Genomic DNA, 12,306 nt, shown 5'->3' on the forward strand with positions numbered 1-12,306 from the left:
ATGTCTAAGGTGGATTTTCGTTACTCAGACACTTTTCATTCACCTCGATATAACTATGACATAACGGCTTAATGTCACTAACCACTATTACTGAATTTTTATTTTTAAAAAATGCTCCTGTAAACACTGCTTAAAAAAAAGGGTAGAAATAACTACCCTTACAAATGCCAAGACGTTGTTGTTTTTATTATTTTTATATAGAGCGAGTTGCAGAAGGCTCACTCTATTTGAGCCATAATTCCCATAAACAGAGCATCATTGCTTTGACTCTATGGTGTGTAAATTTAATGTACTAATTTCCCTCTTTAGCCTTATTGTCACTATCTGATTTTAATTATCTTATGACAAATAGTGCATCGGTATTTTTGTTTGATTAACAGTAACTTTTCTATGCTAGTTCGATGCAAGCGAACGACAGATTTGTGTTTGCAATTTTTCATACTTCTCCTAGTTATATATTTCCAACTAGACGTTTTTATTATTATTTTGTTTGAAAAATATTATTTACAAAAACAATCACACAATCAATCGATTTTACTAAAGTTTATTTGGCCTTACACAGGCTTACAAAAGTGTTTGTTTGTAATTATTGACTCTAAACATCAGTAGAGATAGGCACTCAGGCGAGCTTTCTGATTTATATATCAATGAAATCAGCACAACCGTAAGTCTTACTCTATTGATATTAGAGTTAACTAATCAACATTTTTAGTAAAAAGTGATTCTAATAAATAGAGTGCTAATCGGAGTACTCCAATAGTTATTAGAAACTAAACCATAATAAATATGAGTGTACTTAAGATAGGTAATAAATAGACAGGTATCTAAGAAAGGAAATTGACGAGAAGTCAGTAAGGCAGGCAAAAGTGCCTGCCCTATTCAATTTGAATTGTTTTGAAAATGACTATTCTTCTTCACTTTCGAAAACAACGTTGTAGTTTTCAGTGTAGGTGCAGTTTGGTTGGCGGCTACATGTGAAGAATCGACGACCTTTGTGTTCACCTTGACTAGCAAGCTTAATGATCATTGGTGAACCACACTTCTTACAAAAGCGAACTTCTTTAGAAGGTTCAATCAAATCAATGTGTGCGGCAAGTAATCTCTTCAAACGGCTCACCTGATAGCTGTGTTTAATTGACGCTCCTATCAAAGGTAAACCCGCTGATTTACATACGTGAATAAGCAGTTTTTCACGGTCTACCTTACCTTTGTTCAATTCCTTGCCGTTATCAAGTTCAATAATGACTCGCGGTTCTAGCGTTCTTGGATCGCAAACAACAAAGTCAAAGTAACTACGGGAGATTTTATTGTTAGCAATAAACCAGTTCTTTTTAGAGTTTGACTTGGCCGGTGCTAACACGCTCGTCATGCTGACTTTTGCAAAAACAGCACCGTGATTACCCACTGCAGATTTCAGTGCGTTGTAAAAGGCGGCTTGCTGCATGTTCAGTAATGCCCCTTTCTTCTGGTAAGCATGATCTTTTGTATCATCATGTTTAACCACATATTTTTGTATGAAGTAAAAAAATACAACCAAGAGAATTACAACAATAAAAATATTCGTCATTTTGCCATTGCTTAACTATGAACTAGAACCGTTAGCGTATGTATAAAAGTCGTCATAGGCAAGAAAAAGCATCAGCTTTACCAACCTCTACACATCTTAGTGACTCAATCATCAAGCTAAATACAGTACGCAGGACACACTCTGTACAATTTCCACACAGAAAGCGCCTAACCATTGATTTAGATCAAATTTACCAAGTATGTGATCAACTAGTCTGAAATTCGTTAAGCAAATGTTAAGGAAGACAATATGGAACTAAAACAAGACCCGAGATGTTATACCGATGTGTGTGTCGATGGAAAATGGTTCCACTATGACCACTGCAGCACTCGTGCTTATATGTTGAAAGGTGGCGCATCAGCCGTTTTTGAACTAGACAGAGAGCCATCTACTGAAACTGAGCTCGTTGAGCTGCTACAAGGAATAGCTAAATAAGAGCTTCAAAGATAGAGCTGTCTCCGTAATCGTTAATACCTACTAAACATCAAATTGTGCTCTGACAGCAAACTTTATTTCCTCCAAGTAAGGTTTGCTGTCATTCCCCTTCCACAACTCAAGAGCAGTTAATAAACAGATCCGTTCAACAATGAGTTTCTCACTCTCATCTTTATTCAATTAGCACATCAATTGCTGTCTTAAATTCACACTGGTGATATCAAAGCTCATTCCTACAACCGCCGTAAATTGCTACTCAGTTTTTTTAGAAATCTGGACGATTCAGAGCATTTTCTTGATTTAACTCAGACAATGTACCGCCTAGTTGGCGTTATATTGAATTTCCTGTTCCTACAGACCACTATTTCAGAAGAAAAAGTGGTCATCATAATGAGAGTTAAAAATGACCCAAGTTAATGAGCAACGTCTAGTTGAGCACTTTTGCGATCTAGTAAAAATTGACAGTGAATCACGTAATGAAAAGGCGATAGCGGAAGCACTAGCAGAACAGCTAGGTGAACTTGGCTTCACCGTTCACAAACTGCCTGTACCAGAAGAAGTTTCAAACGGCTTCAATATCTACGCACGCTTAGAAGGTTCACTAGAAGGCAGCACCGTATTTAGCTGCCACATGGATACTGTAACGCCGGGGATTGGTATTGAGCCAATCATTGAAGACGGTATCATTCGTTCCAAAGGCAATACCATTCTAGGTGGTGATGACAAATCAGGCATCGCTGCGATTATGGAAGCAGTACGTTGCATCAAAGCAGAAGGGCTCGAGCACCAAACCATTGAAATCGCATTCACTGTTTATGAAGAAGGCGGTCTGTTTGGTTCATTGAACTTTGATATGTCTTTCATCCAATCAGACAACGCAATTGTACTAGATACAGGCGGCCCTATCGGTACTATCGTTAACGCTGCACCAGGCCAACAAAAGATCGTTGCTAAGATTAAAGGCCGCCCTGCCCACGCAGGTCTAGCGCCAGAAGAAGGCATTAGTGCAATTCAAGTTGCGGCTGACGCTATCACTAAAATGAACTTGCTACGAATCGATGAAGAAACCACAGCGAACGTTGGTATTGTTGAGGGCGGACAAGCGACTAACATCGTAATGCCAGAACTAACGGTTGTTGCTGAAGCGCGTTCACTGAATGGTGACAAGCTAACTAATCAAGTTAACCACATGGTCTATACTTTTGAAGAGAGCGCTAAACAGTTTGGTGCAGAAGTTGAAATCGAATCAACTCGTGCATACGACGCGTTCGTTATTGCTGATGACCACCCGCACATCCTGTCAATTAAATCAGCATTCGAAAAATTGGGCGTTACCGCTGCAACCAAGGGTACCGGTGGCGGTAGTGATGCAAACAACTTTAACGCGAAGGGTTTAACTACCGTTAACCTGTCAACCGGTATGGCGAAAGTACATACAACTGAAGAGTACATCGCAGTTAAAGACATGGTTTCAATCACCGAGTTTGTTATTACCTACGTAACGCAATAAACCAGATAGAAATTAAAAAAGCCAAGCATCATCGCTTGGCTTTTTGTTATCTGGAAAACATGACGTTAAGTTACTTGTTAGAAGACTCCATCATTGTCATCACATCTAACGCTTCTTCGATATCTTTAACGGCTACGCGATTGCCTTTCTCTAACTGAGCAAAGACAATACTCAAAAAGTCATTCTGATTAAACAGTTCTTCATTGCTCGCATATCTCTTAAGGTACGAATCTTTTAGCTGCTCTGATTTCATTCTATTCTTGGAATTAGCAACAAACACCACGATCGCTAAAGCGATAGCTAAGACAAGAATGTACAACATTAAATTTCCTTTCTTGGTTTGATTTCAACCTCTAGCGAGGCCTTTGAGAATATTATCAATAATTACAGTGTGGGTTCTTTGTCAGATGCTCGAAGTGTGCATTCGCCCCAGTTTTGGAGCGTTTATGTGCTCTCAACCTGTGACCACAATCATCACATATGAAGTGTGTTTTATGACGTATCTTTAATGCCTCATCTATGGTGATAGGCTGGTTGTCGTCTGCATTTATTGCCGTAAATATGTTCTTGGTGGTCTTTTTCGCTTTCTTAACGCTCGTACGAGAATAGTCTGTTAATTGACTGCTACTGATTGTTAGGGGGCCAAACAGTGCGGTTTCTATCGTTATCATATTTCACCCATAAAAAGAGGCACATAGAACCTTTAACGCTCTACTTTGGTGAGGGTGTAGTATCCATATTGCTTTCAAAACTCTCTATTATTTATAGAAAGAAAGAGACTCTTTTATATCAATGAGGTAACAAGGGTATAAAAATCAAAAGGTTAACAAGAAGTGTAAAGCCACCTAATTTAGATAAGATATGCTCGCTCGAGCAGAAAAAACAAAGCCAAGCGTGGCGGCTTGGCTTTGTTATTTGAATGGAGCTTTGCGAATCTAAGACAATAGCTTAGAACCCTCGCCTTTTCCAAAACTGACCTTCATCTTTCGCAACTAAATCAAAGGTCTTATCGGCTATCACTCTGCCCTTAAGCTCAACGGTCATTCTCCATTTACCAATCTTATTGTCGATAGGCGCCCAGATCGTGTCGCCGAGATAAAAGTCCCAGTCATTGCTTCCGACATACTCTTCACCGTCGAATGGCTCGAGTACTTCTCCTTTGTCGGTGGTGATGTTTGGGTGATAGATGCAGTATCGGATCTTTTCACCTTTGGCTTTTTTAATATTGATGATATACCCAAACTCCACATCGATTTCGGCTTCTACTCGATGAGTGAATTCCTGAATCTTTGGTAGGTCTTTAGATTTTGAATCCCAAGTCGAGTAGATACCATAAGAAGTCATATCCACGACAACAGAACGTTTTGCCATTGTTCATTTAACCTTTAACTGTTTTCTTTATTTCTCTTCATGCAACAAGACACTTTGGGCCATCGACTCCGATGTTCGCAGTTTTGTTATTCTTGCCAATCTTTCTTCATGCGTGCAACTACGGACTCCGGCACTCCGTGAATATTGCCATACTGTTCACGGCACACCTCAATAAGCAGTTCAGCACCATGTTTGCGCGCCATGTTTCGGTACGCCTTCATCTCCCATCGCTTCACGAACGTGTTCGAAACAACCACATCAAGACCTTGCTTTAAGGCATCTTCCGCACGATTTTGACACCACTCATGCGCTTTGGGGAGCAGTTCCGGTTCGAAACAGTATTCACCGTCACTATTCACGAAGTACATGTCGGCTTCTACATGAAAGGCGTCGAGAGATTTTGCTCTTGTTGATTTGCCAGAACCAGGCAGACCTCGAATTAAGATAAGTTTCAAACTGGTACTCACCGATCATCAAAAATAGAGTGAAAGCAAAATGTTAACGTATCTGAGGTCAAAAGCATAAACCTAGATCATTAAGCGCTGTTTTAAGCATCAAACGTTCACTAGTGTGTATTCAATTGTCCCAACATAGGTTCTGTAACCTCATAGATGAGCAGGTACCCGGCGGATTCAATAACGAAATATTTACAAAGGTGCGTTTTGTATGTCGACAAGCGTCACAATATATTATAGATTCAGAAGTATAGACGTCTAAATATCTAGCTTAGGGAGAAAGCTGTGCCTATTCGCATTCCAGACCAATTGCCAGCGAGCGATGTTCTTCGTGAAGAGAACATCTTTGTTATGCCGCTATCAAGAGCATCGACACAGGAAATTCGTCCACTTCGAGTCTTGATCCTCAACCTAATGCCGAAGAAGATTGAAACTGAAACTCAATTTTTACGCCTATTGTCGAACAGCCCGCTACAAGTGGATGTCGAGCTACTGCGTATCGACGATAGACCAAGCAAGAACACACCAACTGAGCACCTTGATAACTTTTATCGTCAATTTGAGATGGTAAAAAACCGTAACTTTGATGGACTGATCATCACAGGTGCGCCACTAGGCTTGGTTCAATTTGAAGATGTGATCTACTGGGACCATCTAAAGACCATTATGGAATGGGCTAACAAACACGTTACCTCTACCCTTTATGTTTGCTGGGCGGCTCAAGCAGGCTTGAAACTGCTTTACGATCTACCGAAACGTACTCGTAAAGAGAAGTTATCTGGTGTTTATCATCATGAGATTCATAACCCGTACCATCCAATCCTGCGCGGCTTTGACGATACCTTCTTAGCACCACACTCTCGTTATGCTGACTTCTCACCAGAATACCTATCCGACCATACGGATCTCGATATTCTGGCGACATCTGACGTCGCTGGTGTTTACTTAGCAGCGACAAAAGATAAGCGAAATGTGTTTGTGACCGGGCATCCAGAGTACGATGCACATACACTTCACAATGAATACGTTCGTGACCTTGGCGAAGGAATGGAACCGGTAATACCGATCAACTACTACCCTAACAACAATCCTGATAACAAACCTATTGCTAGTTGGCGTAGCCATGGTCACCTGCTGTTTTCAAACTGGCTAAACTATTGCGTTTACCAACAAACGCCATACGATTTGGATCATTTCAGCGAAGAAAACTTCACCAAGGACGACTGATTCGTCTGAACAGTTCTTTAAAACCAAAGCGTTTATTCGAGCCGTTTGTCACCTCTCTATTATGAGTTGGTAACAAACGGCTTTTTTATGGCGATTGGGTCGCATTAGCTCGCCTTTTTGCCAACCAACCATTCGAGTTCTCCTATCATGTCTGTGAATTCACAAGGAGCCTCTCAATGCCTTCATCCAAGTTAACCAACTTATCCCCCTTCCTACTATTAATTGCGCTCAGTGGATGTGTGTCAGTAACAGAAGGTGAACCACAAAGAGTTGAAGCCGACCCTATTGCAATGTCTGAGTCTCGAATCGCTCTTGGGCTAGGTTATATGGAGCAAGAGAATATGGTTCGAGCACGAGAGAATCTTGAATTGGCGATTCAACACGCCCCTCGCTATTATCGCGCTCGCCTATCGATGGCACATTATTATGAAAAAGTTGGAGAAACCGATGAAGCGAGAAAAGAATATAAAGCTGCACTGAGGCTAGACTCGAACAACGGTAACGTTCTAAATAACTATGGTACCTTTCTCTGTAAGCAAGGCGATTATGATCAAGCCGACCGATACTTCAACAAAGCCATCAACCAACCCTTTTACTACTTAGTTTCGGCAAGCTATGAGAACGCTGGCTTTTGTGCACTAAAGTCAGGTGATAGTGAAAAGGCTAAGTACTACTTCACACGCGCTCTCGACCACGAGCCAAACCGTTTTAAATCAATCCTACAATTGACAAAGATCGAGGTATCACAGCAAGAGTTTCGAGAAGCAAGATTGCGCTTGTTTAAGTTCCACCAGCGATATGGGTATCAAATCCCCTCTTTGCAGATCTTAGTAGAGTTGGAATCAAAAGCAGGTAACAAAGCTTTACGCGACAAGTATCAGTCTATGCTTGATGAGATGAAAGTCTCTTAAGATAAATCCACGTCCATTAAAAAAGCCGACGACTTAATTTCATCAGTCATCGGCTTTCATTATCGTCCTGATTCGGCAAAACAGTAGCCTATTATTGTTACTTCAGCGAAATCCAAGCCTGGCGTTGCGACTTATCCATGAAGCTCCAAGCGACAAAACGACTGACTTTTTGTCCTTGCGCCATCTCAACGACTTTAACCTCTTTCGCATTAAGCTTAGCCAGTTGATCCTTTAATACGGCGACGTTTTCCTTTTTGGAAATCAGAGTTGTGAACCATAAGACTTGCGTAGCAAACTCCAAGCTCTCCTTTGCTAAACCAGTGACGAATTTAGCTTCTCCTCCCGGACACCATAGCTCTGCTTTTTGACCTCCGAAGTTAAGATCGGGCTTGGTTTGCTTACTCGCCATTGCACTCGGACGCGAAACCTTCTTGTCGAATTTACCCTGCTTTTTCGCACGATTCGCCGCAAGGTTATCGAGCTTTCGCTGAGTCCCTTTCTGCGCTTCTTCTAAAGAGCTGTGGAATGGCGGATTACATGTTGTGACGTCGTAACGTTCATTTTCCTTAATGATCCCTTTAAAGAAGGCTGTTGAGTCATGTTGTAATCGACAGTGAATCTTACCTTTCAAGTTAGGGTTGCTTTCAGCAATAAAGTTAGCAGCCTTAACTGAGACTGGATCCACGTCACTTGCGTTATAACGCCATCCGTACTCCGTAGTCCCGATGATTGGGTAGATACAGTTTGCTCCTACCCCAATATCAAGAGCTTTGACCTGATCATGTTGGTATGGCTTGCCCTGGCTTTCACTATTCAGCAGGTCGGCAACTCGATGAATGTAATCAGCGCGTCCCGGGATCGGTGGGCACAAGTAGCCAGCCGGAATATCCCAGTGTTGAACACCATAGTGATGCGCAAGCAAAGCTTTGTTCAGCAGCTTCACAGATAATGGGTCAGAGAAGTTAATTGTCGATTCACCAACAGGATTCTTCACCAACTGGTCTTTCAGATCAGGTAGAGCTTTCACCAGAGCATTAAAGTCATATCGCCCACGGTGCTGGTTTCGTGGGTGCAAACCGCTTTTAACCTGTGGTTTCTTTACCGTCGTTTGACTAGATTTCTTTATTGCTTTGCTTTGCTTACTAGACGTGGCACGTTGCTTTGATGACGCAGGTTTTTGGCCCTTAGACATCTTAGCTGATGCATTTTTTTTATCATTTTGATTTTTAGAGGCAAAGTTGCTTTTAGGTTTCTGATTCATCGTTTATTTCTTTAAGTCTAAATAGATCATAAACAGGCGAGCATCCAATTCTAATTGGTGATACTCAGGCTCCATATGACAACATAGCTGATAGAAGGCTTTATCGTGCTCTTTCTCTTTGATATGTGCGAGTTCATGAATCACGAGCATTCTTAAGAGAGGCTCTGGTGCATTCTTAAACACACTGGCGATACGAATCTCATTCTTAGATTTGATTTTTCCGCCGTGGTTCTTAGCCACATACGAATGCAGACCCAATGCATTATTGATTAGGTGGATTTTGCTGTCGTATACCACTTTACTGATTGGTGGCGTCTTCTTCATATAACGGTTTTTAATCGCCATCGCGTAATCAAACAGCGCTTTCTCACTCTTGATAGTGTGGTTTTCGGGATAGCGGGACTCAAACCATTTTACCAATCGACCGGACTCAACCATTTGTGTCACAGGATCTATAATGTGTTGCGGGTAACCTTGAATATAACGCAGTGATGGGTGCATGAAGCTACGCCTTAAAAGAGCTCTTAAGAGAGGACACAAACCAAAGCCGTGTAGTGTAACTGATCACACTTTTCTATTCACCTTAGATTCGCTACACTTTGCCCAGAACCATCAAGAGAGAACCGAAATGAAACGTGTTGTATTGTACGTAGCGGATAAATGCCCTCATTGTAAAGACGCTCAACGCTACCTAGATTCAAAGAACATCACCTACCGCCTGACCAACGCAAAAATGCAGCGTGGCCGTAAAGAGTTACAAGCAATGGGCGCTCGCTCAATCCCAGTACTTAAGATTGGCGATCAAATCATGGTTGGATGGAATCAGAAAAACTTCGACAAGATGTACAACGCCAACTACAACTAGAATCGAGTCGGCTTAAATTGCATCATAAAAAAAGCCCGCATAATGCGGGCTTTTTTGTGCAAGTAATACACAAAAATATAAAAATTGTAGAATCAAATCAGCCTTTAATTTTAAAGACAGCGTTACATTTAACGCATTTGTATTTCGCTTTAATACCCAAAATTTTATCAAACAAAGTTCTGTGTACTCTTACTACTTGCTGCTCTTTACATTTACACTTCATAGAATCTGATTAATATACTGTCAAGAATTTGAACTATACGTAATCATTACTGAAAGTAAACCAAATTTACATTTAATCTCTAAAAATCAATAGGTAATCGGTAAAATTGAGTATTTTATCCATATGAATTATGTGACATTTAGTCAATAACGATCAAAAAGTTAATGGTTATATAATTCATCCGTAAAATATCCGATTTTTACAAAACAGCCCTCGCGACTGTTTATTGACACAATTGTTGGTTAAACATACTGCTTAACAAATTCAATAAAGGTTCTATCTGCCTTCGATAAATACCCTTCTTTTCGCCATGCTAACGATAAATTAAGTTTTACTGGTTCACTAAATGGAATACCCACAACATCCGATTCATATTCAGTCACCAAACTCAGCAAAGCGGTTATTGCGAACTCCTGTTTTACGATCGACAAAATCATAGGCAATAAATTCGTTTCAAAGGCGATACTCATATCAAGATCGTGTTTCACGCGCATTTGATCAATAAAGTCACGATGAAAATATCCCGACTTAAACATGATCAAGTCTTGCTCAAAGAACTGCTCAAAGGTCAGGCTTTTTTGTGCTGCGAATGGATGGTCTTTACCTACAACCGCCAACATTTCTGAGGCCAGTAGATGATCTGTTTCTAGATCTTCAGGCACGTTATCATGGTTCACCACACCGATATCGAGCTCACCATTAAGCAACATCTCTCTAATTGAGGCGGTACCAGCATCTATCATGGTGATCTTGAGGTTTGGGTACTGACTTTTAAACGCCATAACCACTCTTGGAAAAAAGTAGCTTCCCATCATGCTTGGCGCGCCCAATCGTACTTCCCCTTTTTCCAGCCCCTTCAGCTCATTCATCGCCAGTTGAGCATCTTCAAATTGCTGTCCAATACGTTTGGCGTGCTCATATAGCACTTTTCCCTCTTCTGTTAACGTCACCTGCTTATCTCCTCGTCGGAATAACGTGAGTTCAAGGGTTTGTTCGAGCTTTTTTATAGAAATACTTAAGGCTGGTTGTGCGATATGAAGCGACTTGGCGGCCTGTGTGAAATTGCCATGGTCGGCAACCGCTAAAAAGTGACGAAGAGATTTTGATTCAAGCATGGTGATATAAAAAATATATTGAGGTGATATCTTTAATATATTTCTTTTATCAAGGGTGAGTTGCTACTTTGTTCACAAGTCGGTAAATAAATAATACAAGGTTCACCTCATGTTTGACGCAGGCACGCCACAATACAGAAACATCACCCGTTCATTGGCGATTGGCTCGTTTATTATTTTTTGTAACCTCTATGTCTTCCAACCCATTCTTCCACATATGGCTGAAGTGTTCTCAGTCAGCGAAACTCAAGTTAACTGGTTATTCGCAGCGACTACACTCGGTTTATCATTCAGCCTTGTTCCCTGGGCCATAGCATCAGAAAGCTTCGGCCGAAAACCTATTATTCTACTTAGCCTCTTTTTAATTCCGCTAGTTGGTCTCTCTATGGTGTTTACTTCAACGCTATGGCAACTGGTTGCGGCACGCGCAATCATGGGGGTTGCAGTTGCTGCCTTTGCTGGCGTCGCCGTTGCGTATATGGTCGAAGAATTAACACCTAGAGCGTTTGCTATCGCTATTGGTGGCTATATTGCGGCCAACTCGTTAGGTGGGATTTTTGGACGTGTGATAGGTGGGCTCATCACTGACTACTTCGATTGGCATGCAGCTATCCTCTTTTTTGTGGTGAGTTCATTTATTGGTGCTCTCTATATCGCTTGGAAACTGCCAAACCAACATGGATTTAAGCCGCAGAAAGGTCTGTTCTTTCACCACAACCGAGCGGTGATCACTCACCTCAAAAATCCAACACTTTGGACAGCGATGCTCATTGGTGGCGCTAACTTTGCTCTCTTCGTTAATTTGTATTCTGTAATGGGGTTCAGGCTTGTTGCAGAGCCTCATTCCCTTGCTGTCAGCTTGGCGTCGTTGATCTTCCTTTGTTATCTAGCAGGGACGCTTAGCTCTAAATTCTCTAGCCGTTGGACACAAAGGTACGATCCACTCGCGGGTATCGCCTTTGGTGCAAGTATCAGTTTGCTCGGCATGCTTGTCTCTGCCGTTGAACAGATCCCCTTCATGATTGCTGGTCTTCTCTTAATTAGCTTTGGCGCATTCTTTGCCCATACGCTCGCATATGCTTGGGTGAGTCAAAAGGCGACCAAGGCAAAAGCGACCGCAACTGCGCTTTATCTCGTTCACTATTATATAGGTGGTAGTCTGGGTGGATTCCTGCTGCTTTATTGTTGGCAACACTTCGGTTGGAATGGCGTTATGGCGGGAGGTTCGTTGTTGTATGGCTTGATCTTCATCTGGCTCTATCAACTGCACCACCATCGCGAAACCAAACCTGCAATGACACAAGCGCAAGTCTAACAAGCACTTATTTAAGCGTTTGAAAGACCGATTAGTACAGTAAGGGTAAAT

13 protein-coding genes are annotated in these 12,306 nt (G+C 41.5%); 6 read left to right on the plus strand and 7 right to left on the minus strand.

All coding sequences use genetic code 11. The features are described 5' to 3' along the window. Positions 1 to 904: 904 nt before the first annotated feature. Complete coding sequence (locus tag AC6R05_RS13995; RefSeq protein ID WP_150894504.1) at positions 905 to 1,567, minus strand: DUF2726 domain-containing protein; 663 nt, start codon at positions 1,565 to 1,567, stop codon at positions 905 to 907. Between the two features lie 249 nt (positions 1,568 to 1,816). On the opposite strand from AC6R05_RS13995, the gene AC6R05_RS14000 reads away from it, so the two are divergent. Both AC6R05_RS14000 and AC6R05_RS14005 read left to right on the plus strand, forming a co-directional pair. Further along, positions 1,817 to 2,002 carry a hypothetical protein gene (locus AC6R05_RS14000; protein WP_032548893.1) on the plus strand — a complete coding sequence of 62 codons (186 nt, stop codon included), beginning with the start codon at positions 1,817 to 1,819 and terminating at the stop codon, positions 2,000 to 2,002. 403 nt (positions 2,003 to 2,405) lie between these two features. Then, positions 2,406 to 3,512 carry a M20/M25/M40 family metallo-hydrolase gene (locus tag AC6R05_RS14005; protein WP_500647734.1) on the plus strand — a complete coding sequence of 369 codons (1,107 nt, stop codon included), beginning with the start codon at positions 2,406 to 2,408 and terminating at the stop codon, positions 3,510 to 3,512. 70 nt (positions 3,513 to 3,582) lie between these two features. Here the strand turns inward: AC6R05_RS14005 and AC6R05_RS14010 are convergent, their stop codons facing one another. The 3 genes from AC6R05_RS14010 to AC6R05_RS14020 form a co-directional block, all read right to left on the minus strand. Then, positions 3,583 to 3,834, minus strand: coding sequence for a hypothetical protein (locus tag AC6R05_RS14010; protein ID WP_500647735.1), 252 nt, complete (start codon positions 3,832 to 3,834; stop codon positions 3,583 to 3,585). 626 nt (positions 3,835 to 4,460) lie between these two features. Continuing rightward, the gene (locus AC6R05_RS14015) at positions 4,461 to 4,883 is read right to left on the minus strand and encodes a DUF3859 domain-containing protein (RefSeq protein ID WP_239842003.1); all 423 of its coding nucleotides are present in this window, start codon (positions 4,881 to 4,883) and stop codon (positions 4,461 to 4,463) included. An 86-nt stretch (positions 4,884 to 4,969) separates the two neighbouring features. Then, on the minus strand, positions 4,970 to 5,338 hold the full coding sequence (locus AC6R05_RS14020) for an ATP-binding protein (RefSeq protein WP_500647736.1): 369 nt from the start codon (positions 5,336 to 5,338) through the stop codon (positions 4,970 to 4,972). 285 nt (positions 5,339 to 5,623) lie between these two features. Between AC6R05_RS14020 and metA the strand changes: the two genes are divergently transcribed. Together metA and pilW are read left to right on the plus strand one after the other, a co-directional pair. Further along, positions 5,624 to 6,565, plus strand: a complete 942-nt coding sequence (gene metA / locus AC6R05_RS14025; protein ID WP_032548884.1) for a homoserine O-acetyltransferase MetA — start codon at positions 5,624 to 5,626, stop codon at positions 6,563 to 6,565. A gap of 176 nt (positions 6,566 to 6,741) precedes the next feature. Next, on the plus strand, positions 6,742 to 7,476 hold the full coding sequence (pilW, locus tag AC6R05_RS14030) for a type IV pilus biogenesis/stability protein PilW (protein ID WP_500647737.1): 735 nt from the start codon (positions 6,742 to 6,744) through the stop codon (positions 7,474 to 7,476). A gap of 97 nt (positions 7,477 to 7,573) precedes the next feature. Here the strand turns inward: pilW and rlmF are convergent, their stop codons facing one another. Continuing rightward, a complete protein-coding gene (gene rlmF / locus AC6R05_RS14035) occupies positions 7,574 to 8,737 on the minus strand; it encodes a 23S rRNA (adenine(1618)-N(6))-methyltransferase RlmF (RefSeq protein ID WP_500647738.1) in 1,164 nt (387 codons plus the stop codon). Positions 8,738 to 8,740: 3 nt separating this feature from the next. Further along, positions 8,741 to 9,238, minus strand: coding sequence for a YgjP-like metallopeptidase domain-containing protein (locus AC6R05_RS14040; RefSeq protein WP_032548880.1), 498 nt, complete (start codon positions 9,236 to 9,238; stop codon positions 8,741 to 8,743). Positions 9,239 to 9,365: 127 nt separating this feature from the next. Between AC6R05_RS14040 and AC6R05_RS14045 the strand changes: the two genes are divergently transcribed. After that, a complete protein-coding gene (locus AC6R05_RS14045) occupies positions 9,366 to 9,602 on the plus strand; it encodes a glutaredoxin family protein (RefSeq protein WP_032549688.1) in 237 nt (78 codons plus the stop codon). A 465-nt stretch (positions 9,603 to 10,067) separates the two neighbouring features. Here the strand turns inward: AC6R05_RS14045 and AC6R05_RS14050 are convergent, their stop codons facing one another. Further along, positions 10,068 to 10,940, minus strand: a complete 873-nt coding sequence (locus AC6R05_RS14050; RefSeq protein ID WP_032548879.1) for a LysR family transcriptional regulator — start codon at positions 10,938 to 10,940, stop codon at positions 10,068 to 10,070. Between the two features lie 109 nt (positions 10,941 to 11,049). On the opposite strand from AC6R05_RS14050, the gene AC6R05_RS14055 reads away from it, so the two are divergent. Then, complete coding sequence (locus tag AC6R05_RS14055; RefSeq protein ID WP_500647739.1) at positions 11,050 to 12,255, plus strand: MFS transporter; 1,206 nt, start codon at positions 11,050 to 11,052, stop codon at positions 12,253 to 12,255. Positions 12,256 to 12,306 lie beyond the last annotated feature (51 nt).

The sequence above is a fragment of the Vibrio sp. R11-SG3-ISO9 genome (assembly GCF_059834255.1).